Annotated in this window: 26 protein-coding genes and 4 tRNA genes; 22 read left to right on the top strand and 8 right to left on the bottom strand. The window is 64.8% G+C overall.

What is annotated here, in order from left to right; translation table 11 throughout:
* Positions 1 to 6: 6 nt before the first annotated feature.
* On the bottom strand, positions 7 to 1,065 hold the full coding sequence (locus tag EBS11_RS03870; protein WP_290600686.1) for an AI-2E family transporter: 1,059 nt from the start codon (positions 1,063 to 1,065) through the stop codon (positions 7 to 9).
* Between the two features lie 144 nt (positions 1,066 to 1,209).
* Positions 1,210 to 1,929, bottom strand: a complete 720-nt coding sequence (locus EBS11_RS03865) for a hypothetical protein (RefSeq protein ID WP_290600684.1) — start codon at positions 1,927 to 1,929, stop codon at positions 1,210 to 1,212.
* Positions 1,930 to 2,093: 164 nt separating this feature from the next.
* On the opposite strand from EBS11_RS03865, the gene EBS11_RS03860 reads away from it, so the two are divergent.
* The gene (locus tag EBS11_RS03860; protein WP_290600682.1) at positions 2,094 to 2,720 is read left to right on the top strand and encodes a flavin reductase family protein; all 627 of its coding nucleotides are present in this window, start codon (positions 2,094 to 2,096) and stop codon (positions 2,718 to 2,720) included.
* A gap of 9 nt (positions 2,721 to 2,729) precedes the next feature.
* On the opposite strand, the gene EBS11_RS03855 is transcribed toward EBS11_RS03860, so the two are convergent.
* Entirely contained in the window at positions 2,730 to 3,542 is an 813-nt protein-coding gene (locus tag EBS11_RS03855) for a FadR/GntR family transcriptional regulator (RefSeq protein WP_290600681.1), read from the bottom strand.
* Between the two features lie 207 nt (positions 3,543 to 3,749).
* Here EBS11_RS03855 and EBS11_RS03850 point away from each other — a divergent pair, with 207 nt between their 5' ends.
* From EBS11_RS03850 to denD, 6 genes are read left to right on the top strand one after another with little or no spacing between them, the layout of a single operon-like run.
* Positions 3,750 to 5,060, top strand: coding sequence for an MFS transporter (locus tag EBS11_RS03850; RefSeq protein WP_290600860.1), 1,311 nt, complete (start codon positions 3,750 to 3,752; stop codon positions 5,058 to 5,060).
* A gap of 16 nt (positions 5,061 to 5,076) precedes the next feature.
* A complete protein-coding gene (ltnD, locus tag EBS11_RS03845) occupies positions 5,077 to 5,976 on the top strand; it encodes an L-threonate dehydrogenase (protein ID WP_290600679.1) in 900 nt (299 codons plus the stop codon).
* 21 nt (positions 5,977 to 5,997) lie between these two features.
* Positions 5,998 to 7,299: a 3-oxo-tetronate kinase gene (gene otnK / locus EBS11_RS03840; RefSeq protein WP_290600678.1), complete on the top strand. Its 1,302-nt coding sequence runs from the start codon at positions 5,998 to 6,000 to the stop codon at positions 7,297 to 7,299.
* Positions 7,296 to 7,967, top strand: coding sequence for a 3-oxo-tetronate 4-phosphate decarboxylase (gene otnC, locus EBS11_RS03835; RefSeq protein ID WP_290600677.1), 672 nt, complete (start codon positions 7,296 to 7,298; stop codon positions 7,965 to 7,967). The genes otnK and otnC overlap by 4 nt, the downstream gene beginning before the upstream one ends.
* Positions 7,968 to 7,985: 18 nt before the next feature.
* Positions 7,986 to 8,777, top strand: coding sequence for a 2-oxo-tetronate isomerase (gene otnI, locus EBS11_RS03830; protein WP_290600675.1), 792 nt, complete (start codon positions 7,986 to 7,988; stop codon positions 8,775 to 8,777).
* A gap of 2 nt (positions 8,778 to 8,779) precedes the next feature.
* Positions 8,780 to 9,757 carry a D-erythronate dehydrogenase gene (gene denD / locus EBS11_RS03825; RefSeq protein ID WP_290600674.1) on the top strand — a complete coding sequence of 326 codons (978 nt, stop codon included), beginning with the start codon at positions 8,780 to 8,782 and terminating at the stop codon, positions 9,755 to 9,757.
* Here the strand turns inward: denD and EBS11_RS03820 are convergent.
* Positions 9,754 to 10,239 carry a MarR family transcriptional regulator gene (locus EBS11_RS03820; protein ID WP_290600673.1) on the bottom strand — a complete coding sequence of 162 codons (486 nt, stop codon included), beginning with the start codon at positions 10,237 to 10,239 and terminating at the stop codon, positions 9,754 to 9,756. The genes denD and EBS11_RS03820 overlap by 4 nt on opposite strands.
* Positions 10,240 to 10,371: 132 nt before the next feature.
* Positions 10,372 to 12,459: an excinuclease ABC subunit UvrB gene (gene uvrB, locus EBS11_RS03815; RefSeq protein WP_290600672.1), complete on the bottom strand. Its 2,088-nt coding sequence runs from the start codon at positions 12,457 to 12,459 to the stop codon at positions 10,372 to 10,374.
* Positions 12,460 to 12,570: 111 nt separating this feature from the next.
* On the opposite strand from uvrB, the gene EBS11_RS03810 reads away from it, so the two are divergent.
* The 12 genes from EBS11_RS03810 to EBS11_RS03755 all read left to right on the top strand — a co-directional run bounded on the left by EBS11_RS03810 (position 12,571) and on the right by EBS11_RS03755 (position 23,051).
* Positions 12,571 to 13,785: an amino acid aminotransferase gene (locus tag EBS11_RS03810; RefSeq protein ID WP_290600671.1), complete on the top strand. Its 1,215-nt coding sequence runs from the start codon at positions 12,571 to 12,573 to the stop codon at positions 13,783 to 13,785.
* Between the two features lie 131 nt (positions 13,786 to 13,916).
* Positions 13,917 to 13,992, top strand: a tRNA-Asn gene (locus EBS11_RS03805).
* 135 nt (positions 13,993 to 14,127) lie between these two features.
* Positions 14,128 to 14,203: transfer RNA gene (locus EBS11_RS03800), tRNA-Asn, on the top strand.
* A gap of 123 nt (positions 14,204 to 14,326) precedes the next feature.
* A complete protein-coding gene (locus EBS11_RS03795; protein ID WP_290600670.1) occupies positions 14,327 to 14,653 on the top strand; it encodes a Dabb family protein in 327 nt (108 codons plus the stop codon).
* Positions 14,654 to 14,746: 93 nt separating this feature from the next.
* Positions 14,747 to 14,822: transfer RNA gene (locus EBS11_RS03790), tRNA-Asn, on the top strand.
* Positions 14,823 to 15,068: 246 nt separating this feature from the next.
* On the top strand, positions 15,069 to 15,788 hold the full coding sequence (locus EBS11_RS03785) for an alpha/beta hydrolase (protein WP_290600669.1): 720 nt from the start codon (positions 15,069 to 15,071) through the stop codon (positions 15,786 to 15,788).
* 260 nt (positions 15,789 to 16,048) lie between these two features.
* Positions 16,049 to 16,672: a choice-of-anchor C family protein gene (locus EBS11_RS03780; protein WP_290600667.1), complete on the top strand. Its 624-nt coding sequence runs from the start codon at positions 16,049 to 16,051 to the stop codon at positions 16,670 to 16,672.
* Positions 16,673 to 17,361: 689 nt separating this feature from the next.
* Positions 17,362 to 18,027 (top strand): sugar dehydrogenase complex small subunit, encoded by a 666-nt coding sequence (locus EBS11_RS03775; protein WP_290600665.1) that lies wholly within the window; start codon positions 17,362 to 17,364, stop codon positions 18,025 to 18,027.
* Positions 18,024 to 19,682 (top strand): GMC family oxidoreductase, encoded by a 1,659-nt coding sequence (locus EBS11_RS03770; RefSeq protein ID WP_290600664.1) that lies wholly within the window; start codon positions 18,024 to 18,026, stop codon positions 19,680 to 19,682. Before EBS11_RS03775 ends, EBS11_RS03770 begins: the two co-directional genes overlap by 4 nt.
* Complete coding sequence (locus tag EBS11_RS03765; protein WP_290600663.1) at positions 19,679 to 21,151, top strand: c-type cytochrome; 1,473 nt, start codon at positions 19,679 to 19,681, stop codon at positions 21,149 to 21,151. Before EBS11_RS03770 ends, EBS11_RS03765 begins: the two co-directional genes overlap by 4 nt.
* A gap of 114 nt (positions 21,152 to 21,265) precedes the next feature.
* Positions 21,266 to 21,682 carry a GtrA family protein gene (locus EBS11_RS03760; protein ID WP_290600662.1) on the top strand — a complete coding sequence of 139 codons (417 nt, stop codon included), beginning with the start codon at positions 21,266 to 21,268 and terminating at the stop codon, positions 21,680 to 21,682.
* A 70-nt stretch (positions 21,683 to 21,752) separates the two neighbouring features.
* Positions 21,753 to 23,051, top strand: coding sequence for an NCS2 family permease (locus EBS11_RS03755; RefSeq protein WP_290600661.1), 1,299 nt, complete (start codon positions 21,753 to 21,755; stop codon positions 23,049 to 23,051).
* 87 nt (positions 23,052 to 23,138) lie between these two features.
* Here EBS11_RS03755 and EBS11_RS03750 read toward each other — a convergent pair whose 3' ends face one another.
* Positions 23,139 to 23,846 (bottom strand): GntR family transcriptional regulator, encoded by a 708-nt coding sequence (locus tag EBS11_RS03750; RefSeq protein ID WP_290600660.1) that lies wholly within the window; start codon positions 23,844 to 23,846, stop codon positions 23,139 to 23,141.
* Positions 23,847 to 24,242: 396 nt separating this feature from the next.
* Here EBS11_RS03750 and EBS11_RS03745 point away from each other — a divergent pair.
* Positions 24,243 to 24,318: transfer RNA gene (locus EBS11_RS03745), tRNA-Asn, on the top strand.
* 154 nt (positions 24,319 to 24,472) lie between these two features.
* Here EBS11_RS03745 and EBS11_RS03740 read toward each other — a convergent pair.
* Positions 24,473 to 24,859 carry a hypothetical protein gene (locus tag EBS11_RS03740; protein WP_290600659.1) on the bottom strand — a complete coding sequence of 129 codons (387 nt, stop codon included), beginning with the start codon at positions 24,857 to 24,859 and terminating at the stop codon, positions 24,473 to 24,475.
* Positions 24,860 to 25,167: 308 nt separating this feature from the next.
* Here EBS11_RS03740 and EBS11_RS03735 point away from each other — a divergent pair, with 308 nt between their 5' ends.
* Together EBS11_RS03735 and EBS11_RS03730 are read left to right on the top strand one after the other, a co-directional pair.
* Entirely contained in the window at positions 25,168 to 25,971 is an 804-nt protein-coding gene (locus EBS11_RS03735; protein WP_290600657.1) for an alpha/beta hydrolase, read from the top strand.
* Positions 25,968 to 26,345, top strand: coding sequence for a VOC family protein (locus tag EBS11_RS03730; RefSeq protein WP_290600655.1), 378 nt, complete (start codon positions 25,968 to 25,970; stop codon positions 26,343 to 26,345). The genes EBS11_RS03735 and EBS11_RS03730 overlap by 4 nt, the downstream gene beginning before the upstream one ends.
* Before the next feature lie 33 nt (positions 26,346 to 26,378).
* Here EBS11_RS03730 and EBS11_RS03725 read toward each other — a convergent pair.
* Positions 26,379 to 26,971 (bottom strand): hypothetical protein (locus EBS11_RS03725; protein ID WP_290600653.1); only part of this gene is annotated, 593 nt, incomplete at its 5' end.

The raw sequence follows: 26,971 nt of genomic DNA, 5'->3' as shown, positions 1-26,971 counted from the left end.
GCGGACTCAGTCCGCATGGAATTCGCTGGCCGAGACGAACAGGTCCCACGACGCGATGAACAGGGCGGCCACCACGGGGCCGATGACGAAGCCGTTCAGACCGAACAGGGCCATGCCGCCCACGGTCGACAGCAGCACCACATAGTCGGGCATCTTGGTATCCTTGCCCACCAGAACGGGGCGCAGCACATTGTCGACCAGGCCGATGACGAAGACGCCGAAGGCGGCCAGGCCCGCGCCCTGCCAGATGGCGCCCGTGGCCAGGAAGTAGATGGCCACCGGCGCCCAGACGAGGGCGGCACCGACGGCCGGCAGCAGCGAAAGGAAGGCCATCAGCACGGCCCACAGCAGGGGTGCCGGCACGTCGAGGAACCAGAATGCCAGGCCGCCCAGGGCGCCTTGGGCGATCGCCACGAGGATGTTGCCCTTCACCGTGGCGCGGATCACCGTGGTGAAATTGGTGAACAGGCGCTGCTTGTACTTGCGGCTCAGCGGCACGGCATCGCGGATGCGGGCCGACAGGGTCGAGCCGTCGCGCATGAGGAAAAACAGCAGGTACAGCATGATGCACAGGCTGGTCAGGAATTCGAAGGTGTACAGGCCCACATTGATGGCTTTCACGGCCACCACCTGGCTCACCTGCTTGGCGCCCTCGGCCAGCTTGTCCTGCAGGCTCGCCAGGCTGGACAGGTTGAAGCGCTCAAGCAGGTTGATCAGCCATTGCGGCAGCACGGCCATGATTTTATTGAAGAACATGCCGACCGTGACTTCACCCGAACGCACCATCTCCACCACGCCCGCCGCCTGGTTCACCAGCGACACGGAAATGAGCGACAGCGGCAGGATGACGATGACGATAATCAGCAGCAAGGTCAGCAGCGAAGCCAGCCCGGCGCGCCCTCGCGTCTTGCGCAGCAGCCAGCGGTAGACGGGCGCGAACAGGATGGCCAGCACCACGCCCCAGAAGATGGCGCCCGCATACGGCGCCAGTATCCAGCCGAAGCCGATGGTGACGATGCTCAGCAGGAGCAAGAACACTTTCTGGTGCAGCGTGAGGGTGGGCATGGGCGGTAGCGGAATGATAATGGTTGAGTTACCTCATCATAAGCGAGGCCTGGGCGCCCGGGCTACACAATTGTGGCGTTGCGTGCGCCATGCCACCATTGTCATGGCATCTGCGGCACGCTGCTGATGGAGCGGCTGAAAAAATCAGAACCGGATCGGGCAAGGCGCCGCCGTTCCCTCGCCAAAACCGGCGTAGCCAGATCGCGCGCTGAGGTTCAGCGACATGCTGCCCTTGTCCGGTAAATAGATGCAGTATTCGCCGCTCGCCGTGATGATGCGGTAAATGCGCCTGGGGTCGTTTGGTGCGCTGAACAGCTCGATGCGGGCCGCTTCGAACCACTTCGGCTTGACCGCCGCATGCGCTTCCGCGAAGCCTTTCGCCAGGCGCGACTGCGGCGTATCGGGCGGCGCCGTGAACTCCTGCGGATGCTCGGCGCGCAGCTGGCGGTCGATGGCGCCGACCGCCTGCAGCGCCTGTTGCGCCAGGGTGGACGTGCCGGAGGCGGGCGTCGCTGGCGCGGTCGTGACGGCATGCTCTTCAGGCCTGTCTGGCGGTGACACTGTTGCGGCGGGCGAAGCGGCCTTGGGCGGTGACGCATCCGGCGGGCTAGCCGGTGCCACACGCGCAGCCGGCAGGGGCCTGGGCGCAGGCGTGACAGGGGGGACGGGCTCCTGCGCTGGCGGCAGCGACGGCATCAATGTTAGCCAGACCCGGCCGTCGTGTGGCACGTCTTGCCGTGCCGGCCGCGTGGCTAGCCAGAACACCGCCACATGCAGGACGGCAATGGCTGCCACGTACCAGCCTTGGCGGCGTCGGTGGATGAGAAAGTCATGCTGCGCAGGGTTGATACTCATCAGTTCCATGCTTCTCCGGATTGCGATGCCACCAGTATGCAAAGTTGCAACAGCGGTGTAAACAGCTTTCGGGCAGAAGGCGGATGGCGCTCCCGAAGGTAGCGGAAAATGCATCCAGGCGGTGATTTTGCTAAGCTGCCATACCGGCTCCCGCCATACACGACAGGAATTGCATGACCGACGAACGCTATTTCTATGAACCTGCGCAGGGCCACGGCCTGCCGCACGATCCCTTCAACGCGATTGTCGGGCCGCGCCCCATCGGCTGGATCGCCACGCGCAGCGGCGCAGGCGTGCTCAATCTGGCGCCCTACAGTTTTTTCAACGCCTTCAATTACACGCCGCCGCTGATCGGCTTTGCCAGCATCGGGCGCAAGGATACCCTGCGCAATATCGAGGAGAACGGCGAATTCGTGTGGAACCTGGCGACGCGGCCGCTGGCCGATGCCATGAATGCCAGCTGCGCGCCGGCGCCGCCCGAGGTCGATGAATTCGTGCTGGCCGGGCTGACGCCGGCCGCCTCGCGCCTCGTCGCGGTGCCGCGCGTGGCCGAAAGCCCCGTGTCCTTCGAATGCCGGCGCACGCAGATCATCGAGCTGCAGGGCGTGAACGGGGAGGGCGTCGGCAGCTGGCTGGTGCTGGGCGAAGTGGTGGGCGTGCATATCGCGCGCCACCTGCTCAAGGACGGCGTGTACGACACGGCGGCCGCTGCGCCGATACTGCGCGGCGGCGGACCGGCCGATTATTTTGAAATTGCCGCGGACAGCCTGTTCCGGATGCGCCGTCCGGCCTATCCCTGAGCCGGCGCGCTACTTCTGCATGATGGGATCGCGCCCCAGGGTGCGTGCCAGCGCGCCGCCGTCGCCGCGCCAGAATTCGCGGTCGGCCAGGCGCACCCGTTCGGCCGCATGCTGCATGTGTTCCATGGCCGCCTGGCGCGCCAGCTGCGGGTCGCCGGCGGCGATGGCCTGCACGATCTTTTCGTGTTCGCGCCGCACCTCGGCGGAAAAGTCGGCGCGCCGCGCCTCGTTCGCGCGCGTCACCTTGACGGCCGAGCGGATCGGGTCGGCGAACATGGCGACGAACTTCGGCCAGTAGGGATTGCCCGTCGCCTCGGCGATGCACAGGTGCAGGCGCACGTCTTCTTCCACGCCGTCGACACCGGCCGCCACCGCTTCCTCGATGCGCCGCAGCGCGTGCTCGATGTCCGCCAGCTGGCCCGGCGTGCGCCGCACGGCCGCCAGCGCGGCGATCTCCGCTTCCAGTCCCTGGCGCACCTCGATCAGGTTCAGCAGCGATTGCACCGACTGCTCCGTCAGCGCGTCACCCCGTTCGCCGCCCTTCGCGCCATCCTGCGCGCACACGAAGGTGCCGCTGCCCTTGCGTGTGACGAGGATGCCTTCCGCCTGCAGCAGGGCGATGGCTTCGCGCAGCACCGTGCGGCTGACGCCGAAATGTTCGGCCATCGCCTGTTCCGACGGCAGGCGCGTGCCGCCGGCCAGGCCATCGTGCTGGATCTGCTGGCGCAGGCGGGCCGCCACCCGCGCACCCAGGGTGCCGGTGGTGAAGCTGCCCGCGGCGGGCTCCGGCGCGGGAAGGGTGAAGCTGAACGTGCGGTCCATCGGGTGCATCCTTGCGCTAACGGTTTTCAAAGGGGATTGCCTGCTTGCCATTATATGGAATATACAGCTTGACACACATAAAACACACACATAATATACATCCATACAAATTTTAGACAAGTTGCCAGCCACCTCCGGTGGACCATAAAAACCCGGCACGGTCGATCCCCCAGCGATCAGGAGACAAGCATGGAAGTGTCACAAGCAATGCCGGGCCAGCCGGCAGGCGCCGCCGCAAGCCAGAAACTCATTGATGACGCCGTCTACCGCAAGGTGACGTGGCGCATCATCCCATTCCTTATGCTGTGCTACATCGTCGCCTACCTGGACCGCGTCAACGTGGGTTTTGCCAAGCTGCAAATGCTGGCCGACCTGCAGTTTTCCGAAACCGTGTACGGCCTGGGTGCCGGCGTGTTCTTCCTCGGCTACTTCCTGTTCGAAGTGCCCAGCAACGTGATGCTGCACAAGATCGGCGCCCGTGTGTGGATCGCCCGCATCATGATCACCTGGGCCATCATCTCGGGCGCCTTCATGTTCGTCACCACGCCGACCATGTTCTACATCATGCGCTTCCTGCTCGGCATCGCCGAAGCGGGCTTCTTCCCTGGCATCATCCTGTACCTGACCTACTGGTATCCGTCCGAGCGCCGCGCGCGCATGGTGTGCACCTTCATGGCCGCCATTCCCGTGGCGGGCCTGATCGGCGGCCCCCTGTCGGGCTGGATCATGGAAACCTTCGCCGGCTGGCATGGCTACGCGGGCTGGCAATGGATGTTCGTGCTCGAAGCGATTCCCGCCGCGCTGATGGGCGTGGCCGTGCTGCTGTACCTCGATAACAGCATCCGCGCCGCGAAGTGGCTGACGGAAGACGAAAAGTGCCTGCTCGAACAGCGCATCGCCACGGAAGCGAAGGGCAAGGTCTCGCATCCGTCGATCCGCGCCATGTTCGCCGATCCGCGCATCTGGGTCATGGCCCTGATCTATTTCTGCTGCGTGATGGGCCAGTACTCGCTGACCTTCTGGCTGCCCAGCCTGATCAAGGCGGCTGGCGTGACGGGCGTGCTCAATATCGGCCTGTTTACGGCGATTCCGTATTCGGTGGCCGTGGCGTCCATGATCCTGCTGGGGCGCAGCTCGGACAAGTACCGCGAACGCCGCTGGCACATGGCCATCCCACTGGTGGTGGGCGCCGCCGCCATCGTCTGCAGCGCGCTGGCCGGCGCCCACAACACGGGCTGGGCCATCTTCTTCCTGACGATTGCCGCCGGCGGCATCCTGGCTGCCTCGCCCATGTTCTGGAGCCTGCCGACGGCCTTCCTTGGCGGTGTCTCCGCCGCCGCCGGCATCGCCGCCATCAATTCGGTGGGCAACCTGGCCGGCTTCGCCGCGCCCTACATGATCGGTTCGATCAAGGATCTGACGCAGTCGACGGACATCGCCATCTACCTGCTGGCGGCCATCCTGGTGATCGGCGCGGCCATCATCATGCGCGTGCCGGCCAAACTGGTGAACAAGTAAACAAGTGGAGCAAATAATGAGCGCAAGAATCGAAAAAGTGGGCGTGGTCGGGCTGGGCGCCATGGGCATGGGCATCGCGCAGTCGCTGCTGCGCGGCGGCTTCGAAGTGCATGCCTGCGACGTGCGCCCCGACACCGTGCAGCAACTGGTGGACAAGGGCGCCCATGCGGCGCAATCGCCCGCCGCGCTGGCGGCCCAGGTGCAAGCCCTGCTGATCGTCGTCGTCAATGCGCAGCAGACGGAAACCGTGCTGTTTGGCGAGCATGGCGCGGCGGCCAGCCTGGCGCCGGGCAGCGTGGTGATCGCCTGCGCCACCGTGGCGCCCGAATTTGCCGAAGCGCTGGGGGCGCGCCTGGCGGCCATGAACCTGCGCTTCATCGACGCGCCCATTTCCGGCGGAGCGGCCAAGGCGGCCGCCGGCGAGATGTCCGTCATGGCGGCCGGCGCGCCCGATGCGTTCGCGGCCTGCGCCGGCGTCTTTGACGCCATCTGCGCCAAGCTGTACCGCCTGGGCGAACAGCCGGGGCAAGGCTCGAAAGTCAAGATGATCAACCAGCTGCTGGCTGGCGTGCACATCGCAGCCGCCGCCGAAGCGATGGCGCTGGGCCTGCGCGCCGGCTGCGACGCCGATGCCCTGTACGAAGTCATTTCAAACAGCGCCGGCAGTTCCTGGATGTTCCAGAACCGGGTGCCGCACATTTTGAAGGGCGACTACACGCCGCTGTCGGCCGTGAACATCTTCGTCAAGGACTTGGGCATCGTGCTCGATTACGCGAAAAAAAGCGTGTTTCCATTGCCCCTGTCGGCCACGGCGCACCAGATGTTCATGCAGGCGTCGGCGGCAGGCTTTGGCGGCGAGGACGACTCTGCCGTCATCAAGACTTTCCCGGGCATCGACTTGCCGGCGAAAGCGTAACTGAATCAGGAAGGAACAATCATGACCGTACTACTGGGATGTATCGCCGACGACTTCACGGGTGGCACCGACCTGGCCGGCATGCTGGTCAAGGCTGGCATGCGCACCGTGCAGCTGATCGGCGTGCCGCAAGGGCCGCCGCCGGCCGACGTCGATGCCGTCGTCATCGCGCTCAAGTCGCGCACGACGGCGCCGCAGGAAGCGGTGGCCGAGTCGCTGGCCGCCTTGCGCTGGCTGCAGCAGGCAGGCTGCCGCCAGTTCTACTTCAAGTACTGCTCCACCTTCGACTCCACGCCGCGCGGCAATATCGGCCCCGTGGCCGAGGCGCTGATGCAGGCGCTCGATACGGACTTCACGATCGCCTGCCCCGCCTTCCCCGCCAACGGGCGCACCATCTACAAGGGCAACCTGTTCGTCGGCGACGTGCCGCTGGCCGAATCGGGCATGCGCGAGCATCCCCTGACGCCGATGACGGATTCGAACCTGGTGCGCGTGCTGCAGCAGCAGGTGCAAGGCAAGGTGGGCCTGGCTGATTTCTCCGTGGTGGAGAAGGGCGCGGCCGCCATCGCCCAGCGCTTTACGGACTTACGCGGCCAGGGCTGCCATTTTTCGGTCGTCGATGCCGTCTCGAACCGCGACCTGGAAGCCATCGGCGCCGCCTGCGCCGACTTGAAGCTGATCACAGGCGGCTCCGGCATCGCGCTGGGGCTGCCGCAGAATTTCCGCCAGCGGGGCCAGCTGGCGCCATCGCCCGCGGGCCAGGCGGGGCGCCTGCCGCCGCCGGCCGGCTGGCGCGCCGTGATCTCCGGCAGCTGCTCCGTGGCCACGCAGCAGCAGGTGGCGCACCTGCGCGAAGTGGCGCCTGCCTTTCACGTCGACCCCTTGCAGCTGGCGGCCGGTGGCGAAGTGGTGGACGCCGTGGTGCAACAGGCGCTGTCCTGGGCGGCCGGGCACCTGGCGCAAGGCCCGGTGCTGGTGTATGCCACGGCCACCCCGGACGCCGTGCGCGCCGTACAGGCGCAGCTGGGCGTGGAGCGGGCCGGCGCCCTCGTCGAGGAAACCCTGGCCGCCATCGCGCAAGGCCTGGTGCGCCTGGGCGTGGGCCAGCTGATCGTCGCCGGCGGCGAAACGTCGGGCGCGGTGGTCAAGGCGCTGGGCGTGGCGGGCCTGCGCATCGGCCCCGAGATCGACCCCGGTGTGCCCTGGACGCAAGCCTTGCCCGCGCTGGGCGACGATGGCGCGGCCCCTCTGGCGCTGGCGCTCAAGTCCGGCAATTTCGGCACGGTGGATTTCTTCAGCAAGGCCTGGCAGGTGCTGGCATGAGTACCGCGACGCCTGCCATCCACGTCGCACCCGAGGAAATGCGCCAGCGCGAGCAGATCGTCGACTTCGGCAAGTCCCTGTACGAGCGTGGCCTGACGGCCGGCAGCAGCGGCAACCTGAGCGTGCGCCTGTCCGACGGCTGGCTGCTCACGCCCACGAATGCCAGCCTGGGGCGGCTTGATCCCGCGCAATTGTCCAAGCTCGACTGGGACGGCAACTTGATCAGCGGCGCGCCGCCGTCCAAGGAAGCGTTCCTGCACCGCGCCATGTACGCGGAGCGGGGCGGCGCCGGTGCCATCGTGCATTTGCACTCGACGCATTCGGCCGCCGTGTCCTGCATGTGCGGCTTGAACCATGACGATTGCATTCCGCCGCTGACGCCGTATTTTGTGATGAAGGTGGGGCGCCTGCCGCTCGTGCCCTACCACCGTCCGGGCGACCCGGCGCTGGCGGGCGCCATCGGCGCCATGGCGCGCAAGCATTCGGCCGTCCTGCTGGCCAATCACGGCCCCGTCGTCTCGGGCAGCAGCCTGGAAGCGGCAGTGTATGCGGCCGAGGAGCTGGAAGAGACGGCCAAGCTGTTCCTGCTGCTGCGCGATGTTCCCACGCGCCCTCTCGACGCGGCGCAGATCGCCGACCTGAAACACACGTTCAAACTCGATGTCTAAGCAACCCAGGAGACACGCATGCCCCGCTTTGCCGCCAATCTGACCATGATGTTCAACGAAGTGCCTTTCCCGCAGCGCTTTGCCGCCGCCGCGCAAGCGGGTTTCCAGGGCGTCGAATTCCTGTTCCCCTACGACCATGCGCCGCAGGAAGTGGCCGGCTGGCTGCGCGAGCACGGCTTGACGAATGTGCTGTTCAACCTGCCGCCGGGCGACTGGGCGGCCGGCGAGCGGGGCATCGCCTCGCTGCCGGGCCGCGAAGAAGAGTTCCGTGCTGGCGTGGCGCGCGCCATCGAATATGCGCTGGCGCTGGGTACCCCGCGCGTGCACATGATGGCGGGCCTGGTGCCTGCCGGCGCCGACCTGGCCCTGCACCGCGCCACCTACCTGGCGAACCTGCAGTACGCGGCCAAGGCCGTGGGCGCGCATGGCATCGAAATGTTGATCGAACCGATCAACGGCCGCGACATGCCCGGCTACTTCCTCGTCACGCAGGCGCAGGGCCATGCGTTGCGGCTGGAATCGGGCGCGCCGAACGTCAAGGTGCAGATGGACTTTTACCACACGCAGATCGTCGAAGGCGATATCGCCATGACGTTCAGGAACAACTTCGACGGCATCGGCCACGTGCAGATCGCCAGCGTCCCGGCGCGCAATGAGCCGGACGATGGCGAAGTCAATTACCCGTATTTATTCAGCCTGCTCGATGAACTGGGCTATGACGGCTGGATCGGCTGCGAATACCGTCCGCGCGGGCGTACCGAGGATGGCCTCGGCTGGCTCGCCGCTTACAACAACAAACAAGGAGCATGAAGATGAAAGTACTCATTACCGGCGGCGCCGGTTTCCTGGGCCAGCGCCTGGCGCGCCAGTTGCTGGCGCAAGGTCGGCTGACGGACAGCGGCGGCCAAATGCAGACGATCACCGAGCTGGTGCTGGTCGACGTGGTGGCCGCGCACGACTTCGGCGACGCGCGCGTGACAGTCGTCACGGGCGACATCGCCGACGGCGCCCTGATGCGCGCCACCATCGACGCGCGGACGGCGTCGATCTTCCACCTGGCGGCCATCGTCAGCGGCCAGGCGGAAGCCGATTTCGACCTGGGCATGCGCATCAACCTGGACGCGTCGCGTTTGCTGCTCGATATCTGCCGCGAACTGGGACACAAGCCGAAAGTGGTGTTTACCAGCTCCGTGGCCGTGTATGGCGGCCAGCTGCCGGCCGTGGTGCAGGACACGACCGCCCTGAATCCGCAATCGTCGTACGGCGCGCAAAAGGCCATCGGCGAATTGCTGCTCAACGATTACAGCCGGCGCGGCTTCGTCGATGGCCGCGTGCTGCGCCTGCCGACCATCAGCGTGCGTCCCGGCAAACCGAACAAGGCGGCGTCGTCCTTCGCCAGCGGCATCATCCGCGAACCGCTGAACGGCGAAGCGGCCGTCTGCCCCGTGTCCACCGACCTGCGCCTGTGGTTGCTGTCACCGCGCGGCGCCATCGCCTCCCTGATCGCCGGCCATGAACTGGCGGGCGAGGCCTTCGGTGCCAGCCGCACGGTGAACTTGCCGGGCCTGAGCGTGAGCGTGGGCGAGATGATCGCCGCCCTCGAACAGGTGGCCGGCAGCGACGTGACGGCCCGCATCAGCTACGCGCCCGATCCCGCCATCGAGCGCATCGTCAAGAGCTGGCCCGGCGCCTGGGATACGGCCCGCGCTGCAGCGCTGGGCCTGACGGCCGACGCGGATTTCGCCAGCATCATTCGCGCGTATCTCGAGGACGTCAAGGCAGCCTGCTAGGATGCCTTGCCGATGTCGTCCAGGCACTCGCCCGCCTCGCGGATGCGCGCGCCGAACGGTTTGCTTTCCAGCGCCGTGATGGCGTGAGCCAGTACTTGCGAGAGGGGGAACGGCAGGTCGGCATCGAGGCTGGCGGCGGCGCCGGCCGTCGCTTGCCAGCAGCGCTGGATCGCCGGCAGCATGGCGCGCCCCTGCGCCGTCAGTTGTATCAGTCTCTGGCGCCCGTCTTCGGGGCCGGCGGAGGCGAAGACCAGGCCTTCCTTGATCATCAGCGCCACCGTTTGCGTGGCGGCCGGCTGCGTGATGCCGGCGGCCGCGGCAATGCTGCCGATGCTGGCCGCGTCCTGCGCCATCAGCACGCGCATCACGGGCGTGTAGCGGGGACGGTAGCGCAGGCCCGCTTCTTCATAGGCGGCGCCGACGGCGCCGTCGAGCAATTCGATCAAATGGCGCAGCTGCGTGCCCAGCGAAGATTTTTTCATGTGGAAATAATATCAGTGCTTATATATACGCAGTGAAGTTTTTATGTTGCCGTGCCGGACGGCATGCAAAAAGCCGCGTCGGCCTGGGGCCGCGCGGCTTTTTGCATGCGTTGCGGGCCGCCGGCCCCGCGCTTACTTGCCCAGGATCGAGGCCACGTTGTCCGTACCGGGGGCGCCGAACAGCTGCTGCTTGAGGATGTGCAGCTGGTCGCGCACCTGCGCCGCCTTTTCGAATTCCAGGTTCTTGGCGTGGTCGACCATCAGTTTTTCCAGGCGCTTGATTTCCTTGCTGACCTGTTTCTCGCTCATGGACTCGAACTTCGCCGCTTCCTGCGCCACCTGCAGGGTTTCGCGCGCTTCCTGCGGGCTGTAGACGCCGTCGATCATTTCGCGGATCGATTTCTTCACGCCGATCGGCACGATGTTGTTGGCCGTATTGAAGGCGATCTGCTTGGCGCGGCGGCGTTCCGTCTCGTCGATGGCCCGGCGCATGGAGTCCGTGATGCGGTCGCCATACAAAATCGCCGTGCCGTTCAGGTTACGTGCGGCGCGGCCGATGGTCTGGATCAGGCTGCGCTCGGAGCGCAAGAAGCCTTCCTTGTCCGCGTCGAGGATGGCGACCAGCGACACTTCCGGCAAGTCCAGGCCTTCGCGCAGCAGGTTGATCCCCACCAGCACGTCGAAGGTGCCCAGGCGCAGGTCGCGCAGGATTTCCACGCGCTCCACCGTCTCGATATCGCTGTGCAGGTAGCGCACCTTGATGCCATGGTCGCCCAGGTATTCCGTCAACTGCTCCGACATGCGCTTGGTGAGGGTGGTCACCAGCACGCGCTCGTCCTTCTTGATGCGTTCGACGATTTCCGACATCAGGTCGTCCACCTGGCTGCTGGCCGGGCGCACGATGATCTGCGGGTCGACCAGGCCCGTGGGGCGCACCACCTGCTCGACCACCTGGTCGGAATGGTTCTTTTCGTATTCGGCCGGGGTGGCCGAGACGAACACGGTCTGGCGCATCTTCTGTTCGAATTCCTCGAATTTCAAGGGCCGGTTGTCCAGCGCCGACGGCAGGCGGAAGCCGTAGTCGACCAGATTCGTCTTGCGCGAGCGGTCGCCGTTGTACATGGCGCTCAGCTGGCCCGTCAGCACGTGCGATTCGTCGAGGAACATCAGGGCGTCGGGCGGCAGGTAGTCGACCAGGGTCGGCGGCGGCTCGCCCGGCAGCGCGCCGGACAGGTGGCGCGAGTAGTTCTCGATGCCCTTGGTGAAACCGATTTCCGCCATCATTTCCAGATCGAAGCGGGTGCGCTGTTCCAGCCGCTGCTCTTCGATCAGTTTATTTTCCTTGCGGAAAAACTCGAGGCGTTCGCGCAGCTCGTCCTTGATGGTTTCCACGGCGCGCAGCACGGTGGAGCGGGGCGTCACGTAGTGCGAGCCCGGGTACACGGTGAAGCGGGGGATCTTTTGCCGCACGCGGCCCGTCAGCGGGTCGAACAGCTGGATCGATTCGATCTCGTCGTCGAACATTTCCAGGCGCACGGCCAGTTCCGCATGCTCGGCGGGGAAGATGTCGATGGTGTCGCCGCGCACGCGGAAGGTGCCGCGGCCGAAATCGACTTCGTTGCGCGTGTACTGCATCTGGATCAGGCGCGCGATGACGTCGCGCTGGCTGACCCGGTCCTTGACGCGCAGCGTCAAAATCATCTGGTGGTATTCGTTCGGGTTGCCGATGCCGTAGATGGCCGAGACGGTGGCGACGATGATGACGTCGCGCCGCTCCATCAGCGACTTGGTGCACGACAGGCGCATCTGCTCGATATGTTCGTTGATCGACGAATCCTTCTCGATGAACAGGTCGCGCTGGGGCACGTAGGCTTCCGGCTGGTAGTAATCGTAGTAGCTGACGAAGTATTCGACGGCGTTCTGCGGGAAAAAGTCGCGAAATTCGCTGTACAGCTGCGCCGCCAGGGTCTTGTTCGGGGCGAAGACGATGGCGGGCCGGCCCATGCGCGCGATGACGTTGGCCATGGTGTAGGTCTTGCCCGAACCGGTCACGCCCAGCAGGGTCTGGAAGGCCAGGCCATCGGCAATCCCCTCGGATAACTGGGCGATCGCCGTGGGCTGGTCACCGGCCGGAGGGAAGGGCTGGTGCAGCTTGAAGGGGGAGTCCGGGAAAGAGATAATTGCGCTTTCCGCCTCGCTGGCGGTAGATAATTCGGGCATGTGAATCAGACCTTTGTTAGAATAGTGCTCTGCTGGCGGCCCTGGCGTTGTATTCGGGGCGCTGTCTACAACTCCGCTGTGAACCTGCTTCCAATCGAATCCAATCTTATCATGACGAACCCAACTGTTTCTGCCAGTCTGTTTAGCGCCATCGAGATGGCCCCACGCGACCCGATCCTGGGCATCACCGAAGCATTTAACGCGGACCAGAATCCCGCCAAGATCAATCTGGGCGTCGGCGTCTATTATGACGACAACGGCAAGGTGCCTCTGTTAGCTTGCGTACGCAAGGCGGAAGCCATCCTGATCGAACAGGCTGCCCCGCGCACCTACCTGCCGATCGAAGGCCTGGCCGCCTACGACAAGGCAGTGCAAGAACTCGTATTTGGCGCCGATAGCGCCGTAATTCAAGAGCGCCGCGCCGTCACCGTGCAAGCCATCGGCGGCACGGGCGCGCTGAAGATCGGCGCCGACTTCCTGCAGCGCTTCGCGCCGGGCGCGCAAGTCTACATCAGCGACCCAAGCTGGGAAAACCACCGCGCGCTGTTCGAGAACGCCGGTTTCGTCGTGAATAACTACACCTACTACGATGCCGCCACCCATGGCGTGAACTTCGACGGCATGCTGGCCAGCCTGGATGCCATGCCGGCCGGCTCCATCGTCGTGCTGCACGCCTGCTGCCACAACCCGACGGGCGCGGACCTGAGCGTGGCCCAGTGGGACCAGATCATCAGCGTCGTGACGTCGCGCGGCCTGGTGCCGTTCCTGGACATGGCCTACCAGGGCTTCGCCAACGGCATCGCCGAAGACGGCGCCGTGGTGCGCCGCTTCGCCGACGCGGGCGGCCCGCTGCTGGTGTCGAACTCGTTCTCCAAATCGTTCTCGCTGTACGGCGAGCGCGTGGGCGCCCTGAGCGTCGTCGCTGCCAGCGCCGATGAGGCGGCACGCCTGCTGTCGCAATTGAAGCGCGTCGTGCGCACCAACTACTCGAACCCGCCTACGCACGGCGGCAAGGTGGTCGCCACCGTGCTGGCCACGCCGGAACTGCGCCAGCTGTGGGAAGAGGAGCTGGCCGGCATGCGCGTGCGCATCCGCGAAATGCGCAACGCCTTCGTGGAAAAGCTGAAAGCCAAGGCGCCAGGCCATGATTTCGAATTCGTGCGCCAGCAGATCGGCATGTTCTCGTACTCCGGTCTCACCAAGGAGCAGGTGGCGTCCTTGCGCGAGCAGTCGATCTACGCCGTCGACACGGGCCGTATCTGCGTGGCAGCATTGAATTCGCGCAATATCGACATCGTTATTGACGCGATCGCCAAAGTGCTTTAAGATCTTGCTTCTTCGGCGCTGCATGCAAGTGCGGCGCTGATGGCAGTAGAAAGTCGGTGATGGCCGTATGCGGCGAGATGCAGTTTGAGTCTTGCAAATATGGAATAAGCGACATATAATATTGCCTCTTTTCCCTGATAGCTCAGTTGGTAGAGCGACGGACTGTTAATCCGCAGGTCCCTGGTTCGAGTCCAGGTCGGGGAGCCAGAATTCGAAAGGCCACGTTGAAAAACGTGGCCTTTTTTGTTGCGTGCCATCGGCGTGGATGCCGGGGCATGGATGAGAATTTCCCTATGGAAATCTAGACAATTGAAAATTTGCCCTATATAATGCGGCCTCTTTTCCCTGATAGCTCAGTTGGTAGAGCGACGGACTGTTAATCCGCAGGTCCCTGGTTCGAGTCCAGGTCGGGGAGCCAGAATTCGGAAGGCCATGTTGAAAAACATGGCCTTTTTTGTTTTCCGCCGCCGCCGGCAGGGCCGGCCGGTGCGATATCGCGTTTTGCGCTATCCTGACCGTATCACTTCAGGAGCGCCACCCCATGACTTGTACCTCTGCCTTGCGCCATATTGTCCTGTGCGACTTTCTTGACGGCATCACGTCCACCAAGCACGCCGAGCTCGTCTACGAGTTCTCGCAGCTGAAACACCGCATACCCGGCGTGCAGCAATTCGAATGGGGGCCGAATGTCAGTCCGGAAGGCCTCGAGGATGGCTTCACCGATTGCTTTACCCTGACTTTCGACCATGCCGGAGCGCGCGACGCTTACCTGACCCATCCGGCGCACCTGGCCTTCGTCGAACTTCTCAAGCCATGGCTGGGGCGCGTGCTGGTCTTTGACTATCACCCGCAGACCCATCCGGGTTGAGCATGCTCAAGCGACGCCATATGGAAAAAAATACATATTTTGCGGCGGAAATCTGGACATCTGCAACCTAGCCCTATAAAATGCGGCCTCTTTTCCCTGATAGCTCAGTTGGTAGAGCGACGGACTGTTAATCCGCAGGTCCCTGGTTCGAGTCCAGGTCGGGGAGCCAGAACATGTAGTAGCAAAAAGCCCAGCCTTTACCGGTTGGGCTTTTTGCATTTTCGGGCCGGCTCGTCTGCGCAGGGCCGATTGCGGCACGCTTATTGATCAATCGCACAGGTCGTCAAGTCCAAGGCGATAAGCTTGTACAAGCGAGTGTTGGCCGCGGCGCCAGTATCCCAGCCCGCCTTGTCATGCGCTCGCAGCGCCGGAGGGGACGTCATTCCCGTCAGTTCCGATTTCCTGGGAGGCTCAAATGGCAGAAACGACAGGTGCTGGACGGCCAACGGTCGTGTTGGTGCATGGTGGTTTTGTGGATGGCTCTGGCTGGGAAGGCGTGTACATGGCGCTGCGCCAGGATGGCTGTCACGTGTCCATCGTGCAAAACCCTACGCTATCGCTGGCCGACGATGTTGCGGCCACCCTGAGGGTCATCCGCGCGGCTCCGGGACCCGTAGTCCTCGTCGGGCATTCCTACGGCGGCGCCGTGGTCACGGCCATGGGGAACGACCCTCAGGTCGAGGCACTGGTCTACATTGCGGCATTCGTGCCGGACCAGGGCGAGTCTGTCGAGACGCTGCTGCGCAATGCGCCGCCTGATGCGCCGGTCCCGCCGATCCTGCCGCCGCAGGATGGTTTCCTGCTGCTTGAGCAGAAGAAGTTTGCGGCAGCGTTCGCGGCCGATGTTCCCAGGCACAAGGCAAACTTCATGGCGGCGGCGCAGGTGCCGTGGGGGCTTGCCGCATTGACGGGCGTGGTTGCGGTGCCAGCCTGGAGGAGCAAGCCCAGCTGGTATCTGGTTGCCACCGAGGACAAGATGATTTCACCCGTGGCGCAACGCCAGATGGCGCGGCGTGCCGGCTCGACGGTGGCCGAAGCCGCCGGCAGCCATGCCATCTACATATCCCGGCCGCACGCAACGGCGTCCTTGATCATGAAAGCCCTGGCCGGTATTGCCGCGGTGCGGGATCGGTAAGCCAAAAAGCGGCAGGCCGGCGCGTCCGTCCCCAGTTGGCGCGTCCGTGGATGCCGGGACGTGCCAGTGCCTTGCTCTCCAGAGTGCGGGCCGGGTGGCCGCCTGGATAGGGGGCATCGCCGCCGGATGGCTGGTTTTCTTGATCTGGATAAATCATCCATTGTTAACTTGAAAATATTATTTGTATTTTAATTTCTCATCCCTAAGCTGATCGTTGCAAGAAAAATAAATTTCTTGAACAAAATAAAAAGGATGGGATTATGCGTAAGTTGACGGTATTGGCCGGTGTGGCGGCCCTGATTCTGGCCGCGCCTATGGCGCACGCTAACTTGTTGAGCAACGGCGGCCTCGAATCGAGCACGTTTGACGGCCCCTTCGCGCAGCTGAACAGCGGCGCGCATCTGGGTGCCTGGAGCGTTGACAGCGGCAGTGTCGACATCGTCAATCGCTACTGGCAGCATGCGGAGGGGCGCTACAGCCTGGATTTGAATGGCAATACTGGCGGACGCATTTCGCAGTCCTTCGGCACCGTGGTCGGACAGCTGTATAACGTCAGTTTCAGCCTGGCGGGCAATGCCGAAGGCGGCGGTAGCCTCAAACTGCTGGATGCGGGCGTGACAGGCGTGCACACCTTCAGTTTCGACAGCACGGGCAGGTCGCCGTCGAACATGGGCTGGGTGACAGAAGGTTTCAGCTTTGTTGCCACCAATGCCAGCAGTACCTTGTACTTTCAGGGCTACAGCAAGAATAGCGCCTGGGGTGCGGCACTGGACAATGTGTCGGTAACCGCCGCCGTGCCCGAGCCTGCGAACTATGCCATGCTGGCTGCCGGCCTGGGTCTGATGGGCCTGGTGGCGCGCCGGCGTCGCGCGCGCAGGGGCTAGAAGCCTGCCCCTGCAGATGCGTGCGCCTGCCGCAGGCAGGGGCGCCGCGACGGGTTTCTGCGGCCCGCGCTGCGAGCGCCCTCCGTAGCGCATGCCATTGCACGAAAAAGCCCGGTCCATGCACCGGGCTTTTATTTGTTTGCGACGCGCCGGGCGATGCGGTCTCCCTTGCCGTGCGCAGGGCCTCAAGCGCCCGATCGCCACCCCGTATTTCTCCCTGCAGCTGTTCCCCGACGCGGACAAGATGTCTTGCCGGTTTTGCCGTGACATCCCCCTGACATGCCGTGCCATATCTCGCATGCGCGCCGTTCGCGCGTGGCTTGCGGTTGCTGTGCCGTGGGCAGGCAGGCGAAGGCGGCAAGCGGCAAGGTGGGCTTCGGTGCGTGGCGGATGGGTGCGCATTAAACGGGTATGCTTGTCTGTCATGCCGCCAATTCATAAGCGAATTTGCAATCGTCTCGGGCCAGCCGCCATGCTGTTGCGGGCCATGACTGCCTCCCCAGGGGCAGGACGGGATCATGCGATGCGGCACACAACCGGGTGAATGGATGGTGTTCGCGTAGTAATACTACATTGGCAAACAATTTATTTCTGTAGGATAATAACGGCACGGATTGCATTTGCTCAAATGTGATTTAACGCAATCATCGTAGTCAATAAAATAGCAAGTCTTGCGGGAGTCTCGTCTCATGAATCATCCAGGCAACGCACCATCCGGGCCACCAGCAGCACCGTCCACCACCACGCGCATCAGCCGCCGCCACGCCCTGATCGGCCTGGCCGCCTTGCTGGCGCAGGCTGGCTTCTGGAGCAATCCACTGTCGGCCGCCATGCAGGCGCCGGCCAGCGCACCCGCTGCCGGCCTGGCGCCGGGCAGCATGCTGTTCTATACCCTGTCGCAAACCATCACGGGGCACCGCGACCTGTCGGCAGCCACGGCGGCACGCATCGAACAGGCCATGCGCATCAACGTGCCCGGCTTCGTCGAACAGTTGCCGCGCCTGGGCGCGCTGCTCGTCACGGGACAGGAAGCCAGGACCTTGCTGGCGGCCGCCACCGCCGCCGGCGCCGGCCTGCGCGAGCTGGCGCTGGCCATCGTCGCCGCCTGGTACACGGGCACGGTCGCCGGCAACGCGGCGCAGGGCACGAAGTCCGTCGTCGTCGCGTATGCGGAAGCGTTGATGTACCGCACGGTGGCCGATGGCCAGGTCGTGCCCACGTATTGCAATTACGGCCCCCTGTGGTGGCTGAAGGCGCCGCCGGCCGTGGGCGTTGCCGCGCCCGTGGCACCGAAGCCCGTGCCCGCGCCGGCCACCACCGGCACTCCCGAACCGAAAGGCAAGCAAGCAAAATGAAATCCCCCCAATTCAAGAGTAATGGCGACGTCGTCGCCGATGTCGTCATTGTCGGTTCCGGCGTCGTCGGCGCCATGATGGCCGACCAGTTGGCCGCGCAAGGCCATTCCGTGATCATGCTGGAAGCGGGCCTGCGCATCGAGCGGGGGCAGGCCGTGGAAAACTGGCGCAACATGCCGTTCGAAAACCGCGTCGGCTCGGACTTCCAGGGCCTGTATCCGCAGGCGGAGAACGCGCCCGCGCCCCTGTACTTCCCGAAGAATAACTATGTGGAACTGTCCGGCCCCAGCGGTAGCAGTTTCCAGCAGGGATATCTGCGCACGGTGGGCGGCACCACCTGGCACTGGGCCGCGTCGTGCTGGCGCCACCTGCCGTCCGACATGCGCATGAAAAGCGATTACGGGGTAGGGCGCGACTGGGCCATTTCCTACGATGAGCTGGAACCGTACTATTGCCGCGCCGAGCAGGAAATGGGCGTGGCCGGCCCCAACGATCCGGCGCTGCAGTCGCCCAGCGAGCGCAGCAAGCCTTACCCGATGGACATGGTGCCCTGGGGCTATGGTGACAAGCGCTTCGCCGAAGTGGTCAACCCGCACGGCTACCGTTCCGTGCCGATCCCGCAGGGCCGTTCGACGCGCCCGTGGCAGGGCCGCCCGACTTGCTGCGGCAATAATAATTGCCAGCCCATCTGCCCCATCGGCGCCATGTACAACGGCATCCACCACGTGGAGCGGGCCGAACTGAAAGGGGCGGGCGTGCTGGCCGAAGCCGTCGTCTACCGCATCGACACGGACCAGAACAACCGCGTGACGGCCGTGCACTGGTACGACGCGAAGAAGCAGTCGCACATGGCGACGGGCAAGGCTTTCGTCATCGCCTGCAACGGCATCGAGACGCCCCGCTTGCTGTTGCTGGCGGCCAACCAGAACAATCCGAACGGCATCGCCAACAGTTCCGACCAGGTGGGCCGCAACATGATGGACCATTCCGGTTTCCACTGTACCTTCCTCGCCAACGAGCCGATCTGGACGGGCCGTGGCCCCGCGCAGAGCAGCTGCCTGGTGGGGCCGCGTGACGGCGCCTTCCGTGGCCAGTATTCGGCCAACAAGATGATCCTGAACAACATCACGCGCGTGGGACCGGCGACGCAGCAGTCGCTCAAGCTGGGCCTGGTGGGCAAGGACCTCGATGATGAAATCCGCCGCCGCGCCGCGTTTGGCGTGGACCTGTCGATCAGCCTGGAGCCGCTGCCGGAAGCGCACAACCGCTTGACATTGAGCAAGACGCGCAAGGACCCGCTGGGCCTGGCCTGTCCTGACATTTATTACGACGTGGGCGACTACGTGCGCAATGGCGCCAAGGCCGCGCATGCGCAGCTGGAGCACATCGGCAAGCTGTTCGGCGCCGTGGAATTCAACATCACCAGCAGCCTGAACGCGAACAACCACATCATGGGCGGCGTCATCATGGGCTCGAACCGCGCCGATTCCGTCGTCGACGGCAACTGCCGCGCCCACGACCACGCCAACCTGTGGCTGCCGGGCGGCGGCGCCATGCCGTCGGCCAGCGTCGTCAACACCACCCTCAGCATGGCCGCGCTCGGCTTGCGCGCGGCCGACGACATCGCCCGCACCCTGGCACGGGAGGCCGCATGATGCGCCGCCTGTCCTTCGCTCTCGGCCTGGCCTTGCTGGCCGGCGGCGCCATCGCTGCCGTGCCAGCCTCGGCGCCACCCGTCACCCTGACGCCGGACCGTCCCGCCGCGCCGGCGGCCGCCACGCCCGATGCGCGCCTGGAGCGGGGCCGCTACCTGGCCATCGCAGCCGACTGCATGGCTTGCCATACGGCGGCCGGCGGCAAGCCGTACGCGGGCGGCTACGCCATCGATTCGCCGCTGGGCACGATCTACGCGACGAATATCACGCCGTCGAAAAAGGGCGGCATCGGCCACTACAGCGAGGCCGACTTTGCCCGCGCGCTGCGCGAAGGCGTGCGCGCCGACGGCAGCCATCTGTACCCGGCCATGCCCTACACCAGCTATGCGCGGCTGACGGACGCGGACGTGGGCGACCTGTATTACTACTTCATGCAGGCGGTCAAGCCCGTCGACGAGCCGGCGCGCCAGACGGCCCTGCCATTCCCCTTCAATGTGCGCCTGTCCATGCTGGGCTGGAACACCTTGTTCCTCGACAATAAACGCTACGTGCCGGACCCGGCAAAGAGTGCGCAGATCAACCGGGGCGCTTATCTTGCCGAAGGCCTGGCGCACTGCAGCGCCTGCCATACGCCGCGCAACGCGCTGATGGCGGAAATCGGCAGCCAGACCCTGGCGGGCGCATCGCTCGGTTCCTGGCATGCACCGAACATCACGTCCGACAAGGTCAGCGGCATCGGCGCGTGGACGGATGCGGAGCTCGCCGCCTACCTGAAGACGGGCCACGTGGAAGGCAAGGGACAGGCGGCCGGCGGCATGGCCGAAGCCATCCAGAACAGCCTGCAATTCCTGCGCGACGACGACGTGGCCGCCATCGTGGCGTACCTGCGCACCGTGCCGCCCGTGCGTGCGCCCGGGCAAACCAGGGCTGCTTTCAGCCATGGCAGCGCGGCCAGCGAAGAAGCGGCACGGCGCGGCATGGCCGGTTCCACCGAGCATCAATCGCTCAACAGCGGCGCCGTGCTGTTTTCCGGCTACTGCGCCAGCTGCCACTCGGCCAGCGGCGCCGGCAGCACGGGCCAGGCCTATCCGGCCCTGTTCCACAACACGGCGACGGGCGGCACCACGCCGGCCAACCTGGTGTCGGCCATCCTGTTCGGCGTCGAGCGCAAGATCGAAGGGGAAGAGCACGAAGCCTTCATGCCCCGTTTCGACCAGCGTTCCTACGTGCAGCCATTGACGGATGAGCAGATCGCCTCGATCGCCAATTACGTGCTGAAGCAGTATGGCAATCCGGACGTATCCGTCACGCCCGCCTACGTGGCGCAGGCGCGCAGCGGCGGCGACAAGCCCTTGCTGGCGCGCATGCAACCCTTCATGCTGCCCGCTGGCGTGGCGGGCGCGCTGCTGCTGATCGCGCTGCTGGTGTGGCTGCGCCGGCGGCACGCGGCAGCGGCAAAGCGGGCGTGAATCTGAACCTCAGGCGCAACTTGCAGTAAAATGCAGGCTGAAAAATGGTTACGAGCAATCGTAGCCATTTTTTATTCTTGCCCGGCCCCGGCTACCGCCCATTTGAAAATCACTATGTCCGAATCGACCACTTCGCATGCCCTGCATCACCAGTTCCTCCGTTTTGCCGCCGTCGGTGCTTCCGGCACGGCCGTGCAGTATGCCGTGCTGTGGAGCGGCGTGGAATGGGCGGGCATCAGCGCCGCCGCCGCTTCCGGCATCGGCTATATCTTCGGCTCGCTGGTCAACTATGTGCTCAATTACTTTTTCACGTTCAAGAGCGACAAGGGCCATGGCGAGGCGGCCAGCAAGTATTTCACCCTGCTGGGCATAGGCTGGTGCATCAATACGGGGCTGATGTGGCTGCTGGTGCACCAGCTGGGCTGGTATTACTGGCTGGCCCAGGTGCTGGCGACGGGCATCGGCCTGATGTGGAATTTTGCAGGCAGCCGCTGGTGGGCCTTCAAGCCGGCCAGCGTGCCGGGAAAGTAGTCGTATTGCAATAAAAAGAGCGCACTGGCCACACGCAGGCGCCCGGTTCTACCAAAACAAGGGGTTAATCATGCAGTTCCTGGAACGCTATTTCAAACTGAAGGACAACGGGACCACCGTGCGCACGGAGCTGCTGGCCGGCCTGACCACGTTCCTGACGATGGCCTACATCATCTTCGTCAACCCGTCCATCCTCGGCGACGCGGGCATGCCGAAAGATTCCGTCTTCGTCGCCACCTGCCTGGCGGCCGCCATCGGCACCCTGATCATGGGCCTGTACGCGAACTATCCGATCGCCCTGGCGCCGGGCATGGGCCTGAACGCGTATTTCTCGTACACGGTCGTCAAGGGCATGGGCATGAGCTGGGAAGTGGCGCTGGGCGCCGTCTTCATTTCCGGCTGCCTGTTCATCCTGGTGAGCCTGTTCAAGGTGCGCGAGATGATCATCAACAGCATCCCGCCCGCGCTGCGCACGGCCATCACGGTCGGCATCGGCCTGTTCCTGGCCATCATTTCCCTGAAAAGCGCGGGCGTGGTGGTGTCCAATCCCGCCACCATCATCGCCCTGGGCGACCTGCACCAGGCGGCGCCCATCCTGGCCATCGTCGGTTTCTTCATCATCGTCGCCCTGGACCGCCTGAAAGTGCCGGGCGCCATCCTGATCGGCATCCTCACCATCACCATCGCCAGCTTCTTCTTTGGCGGCAACCAGTTCAACGGCATCGTTTCCGCGCCGCCCGCCATCGAGCCGACCCTGTTCAAGCTCGACATCATGGGCGCACTGTCGTTCGGCATCGTCAACGTGGTGCTGGTGTTTTTCCTGGTGGAATTGTTCGATGCGACGGGCACCCTGATGGGCGTGGCCAACCGCGCCGGCTTGCTGAAGGACGGCAAGATGGAGCGCATGAACAAGGCCTTGCTGGCCGACAGCACGGCAATCGCCGCCGGCGCCTGCCTGGGCACGTCCAGCACCACGGCCTTCGTGGAAAGCGCCGCCGGCGTGCAGGCCGGTGGCCGCACGGGCTTGACGGCCGTGGCCGTTGCGCTGCTGTTCCTGGGCAGCCTGTTCTTCGCTCCGCTGGCACACACGGTGCCGCCGTATGCGACGGCGCCCGCGCTGCTGTACGTGGCCTGCCTGATGCTGCGCGAACTGACTTTCATCGACTGGGATGACAGCACGGAAAGTATCCCGGCCGCCATCACGGCCCTGATGATGCCGTTTACGTATTCGGTGGCCAGCGGCGTGGCCTTCGGCTTCATTACCTATGCCGTATTGAAACTGTTGACGGGCAAGGGCAAGCAAGTGTCCGTGGTGGCCTACATCATCGCCGCCATCTTCCTGTTCAAGTTCATTTACCTGGGCGAATAAGCCGTGCCTCGGCGGCAATCCCATTGCCGCAGAAAACAAAGGCCTCCCGTGCACCCGCAGGGAGGCCTTTTCTTTGGGCCGGGCCTTTTACATCAGCAGCGCCGCCACCAGGTCTTTTTTGTCGGGACCCGCGCTGCCGTCGAAACGCAAGGCCGCTTCCACGTGCGTCAGGTGCTCCACCATCAGGTGCGCGGCCAGGTCCGCGTCGCCGCTGCGCGCCGCCTCGAGAAAGCGGCCATGTTCGTCGCACGAGCAGGCCGCATCGTGGCCGGATTGGTACAGCATGGTGATCAAGGAACTGCGTCCCACCAGTTCGCGCACGATATCGCGCAGGACGGCGTTGCCGGCGATGTCGGCCAGCAGCACGTGGAAGTCGCCCAGCAGCTGCGAGCGCAGCGGCGTGGCCTGGGCCAGCGCCTGGCGTTCCGCTTTCAGGTGCCGTTCCAGCATGCGGTAGTCGGCCGGCCTGGCCCGCGCGACGAAGGTGCGCGCCAGGGCCGCCTCGATGATGCGCCGCGCCGCGAAGATGTCGCGCGCTTCCGCTTCCGTGGGCTGGCTGACGAAGGCGCCCTTGTCGGGCACCATGCGTATCAATTTATCCTTGGACAGGATCAGCAGGGCGGCGCGGATCTTCGTGCGGCTGACGCCATACAAGCGGCACAGCGCCTCTTCGCGCAGCCGGGTTCCAGGCGGCAACTGGCGCGCCACGATGGCGGCGGCCATATGTTCGGCAATTTCGGCCGAGCTGTCGCCGCTGCCGGGCTTGTCCATCACGGGTGCGCTTGATTCGGTCATGTCAGCTTGAGAGCAAAAAGCCAGGGGCAAGGCCAGGCCTTGCAAGTGCGTACCGGTGCGGCGGCGCGTTTGACGCCCCGCTGCCGGCATGCCGGTTTGCGCCTTCCGTGTGGGGATGGCCCGGCTATTCTACTATCTTGCGTGGCGCCGCGCAGACGGACTCAGGCGCTTTCCGCCACCTTGCTCCGTTTGGCGTAAGCCTGCGGCAAACCCCGTGCCCGCGCGCCATGCCGCTGCAACTGCTGCAACTGCTGCCGGCCTGCCGCACGCACGCCGTGGCACAGGACATGCCCCCGCATCCCGTCACGGCAGGCAGCCGTCGGCGGCCGGTTTTTTCGGTGTAGGCAGATTGCAACTGGACATGGGCATTATGGACGTATATAATTCGGCCTCCTTTCCCTGATAGCTCAGTTGGTAGAGCGACGGACTGTTAATCCGCAGGTCCCTGGTTCGAGTCCAGGTCGGGGAGCCAGAACAAGCAGCAGCTAAGGGCCACGTGGCAACACGTGGCCCTTTTGTTTTGTGCGCCCGCTTGTCGCTGTTTCGCTTTCTTTCAGCAATGGTCCATGGCACGCGCTACCGTCCTGCTGGTGGCAGGGGCCGGCTGCGTGGCTGGCTTTCCCGGATCAGGGATCGACGAACACGTCGAAGCGGATATTGAGCGGGCTGCCCCAGGAAATTTCCACCCACGCCAGGAAGCCGCCGTTGTATGGGGCGATGTTGTACACCGCCATGCGGGCGGCACCGATGAAGCGGTGCTGCGGGTCCGTGCTGTATTCGCTGATATTGAGGAACACGCGCGAATTGGCATTCACGCTGCCATTGACGAAATTCACGGCGTGGAAAACGCCGTTGGCGCGCCACGTGTAATACGTGGTGAAGGCATTACCGCTCAGGTTCAGATCCTTTGCGGCCGTACCTTTCGCCGTTTTGCTTTCCTGCTGGACGGGCAAGTCGGCGAGTTCTTGTTCGGCAAGATTGCTGCCGGTCCTGTCTTCTACTTTCATTTCCATGATGCACTCCTGATCGATAGTTTGGACACCGCGCCTGACGTCGTGCGGCAAGACGCCCTATCTGTTGCCGCGGCTGCTAGTGACGCGTCCTGGCTGATAAGGTAGCCGTCTGCTCCGAAGGGGGAGACGTTCATTCTAGGCCCGTGGCGCGGCAAAAAGGCCCGCACGGACGGCGAAAGACGGCGTGAATTTGCGCTGGCGCAAAGAGCGTGCGGGCAAGCGTTCGTGTATTTTCCGTCAGGATATTTTTATGGGCGGAGCGCGCAGACGCGGGCGGACAATGGCACAATAGGTCGCCTGTCCAGCCCATGCCCCAGACCATGCCGATACTCAACCTGAGCGCCGAAAACGATATCTATTACGAACTGATCGACGGCGATCCCGCCAAGCCCTGGCTGGTCTTCCTGCACGAGGGACTGGGCTGCTGCGCGATGTGGAAGGATTTTCCCCTGCAGCTATGCCAGGCCACGGGTTGCCGCGGCCTGCTGTATGACCGCCTCGGCTATGGCCTGTCCTCGCCGCTGGCGGCCCGCCGCCAGATCCATTACCTGCATGACTACGCCCTGTGCGAGCTGCCGCAAGTGCTCGCCGCCGTGCTGCCGGGACAGGACCATTTTCTTGTCGGCCACTCCGATGGCGGCAGCATCGCCCTGATCTATGCGGCGCAGCAGCCGCCCCGCTTGCGCGGCATCATCACGGAGGCGGCGCACGTGTTCGTGGAAAGCATGACGCTCGACGGCATCCGCACGGCCGATGCCGCCTTCGGCGCGGGCAAGCTGCGCGCGCTGGCGAAGTACCACGGCGAAAAGACGCCAGCCATCTTCAAGGCCTGGGCCGACACCTGGCTCAGCTATGGCTTCCAGTTCTGGAATATCGAATACCTGCTGCCGTCCGTCGAATGCCCCGCGCTGGTGGTGCAGGGCACGGCAGACCAGTATGGCAGTGCGGCCCAGGTCGATGCCATCGTCGCGCAGGCGCTCAACGCCATGCCGGCCATGGTCGAGCAGTGCGGCCATACGCCGCACCAGGAGCAGCCGCCAGCCCTGCTGGCGCTGATGGAAGGTTTTTTAAGGGGGCGCATGGACGCGCCCCATCCCCCGAGGACAGCATGATTTCCCACCTGGACCACCTGGTGCTGACGACCCGCGACAAGGCCGCCTGCATCGATTTCTATACGCGCGTGCTGGGCATGCAGCTGGACACCTTCGACGCCGGACGCCATGCGTTCAAGTTCGGCGCGCAAAAGATCAATCTGCACGAGTACGGCAAGGAATTCCTGCCCAAGGCCGCACTGCCGACGCCCGGCTCGCTGGACCTGTGCTTCATCGCCGCCGTGCCCCTCGATGTCGTGATCGCCCATCTGTCCGGCCTGGGCGTGGCCATCGAGGAAGGGCCGGTGGCCCGCACGGGCGCCAACTGGCCCATCCGTTCCATCTACCTGCGCGATCCGGACGGCAACCTGATCGAAGTGTCCGAGCGCGCCTGAGCCTGGCGGAGCCGCCGTTCGCGCCGCCCCCGTTCAGCGGCAGGCGGAATCGCTGTCCCAGCGGCCCGAGCAGATGCGCGAGCGGCACAGCATGCCTTCGATCATGCCCAGCTGCTTGCAGCGCTGCAGCAGGCTAGCCGTGTCCTCCTCCCCCTGGCGCAGCACCACGTCGCGCACGGGGGACGCCGTGCTTTCTTGTCGATGTGCATGCGCGACCATGGCCGTCAGCAAGGCGACGTCGCTGTCGCCCGGCGGCGCCGCTGCCGGCCGGGACGCCGGCGCGCGCGCGGCCGCCTGGCGCAGGGGCGGCGCCGCCTTGCGCGGTACGCTGGCGCTCGTCGCCGTGGCCACGGTCACGGCCGGCGCCGCCGGCGAGGCGGGCAGGGCGTCATTGACGATGGTGGCGGCCTGCACGCTGTGCTCGGTGGGCGGCGGTGCCGGAACGGGCAGGGACGGGGCCGGCGCTGCCGCGCGGGCGGGGGGCGGTTCGCGTGCGGCCAGCGGCGGCGCGGGCGGGCCGGCCACTTCATGGACGAGCACGGCTACGACGAGCGCCGCCAGGCCGACGGCCGCGCTCTGCCGCCAGCCCGTCGACGAGCAGCGCGAAATCGATCTCGTGCCCCTGC

It is taken from the genome of Janthinobacterium sp., from assembly GCF_009923995.1.
Lineage (GTDB): Bacteria > Pseudomonadota > Gammaproteobacteria > Burkholderiales > Burkholderiaceae_D > Janthinobacterium.
The sequence above is the reverse complement of the archived record's forward strand: the minus strand, read 5'-3'. Positions and strand labels throughout refer to the sequence as shown.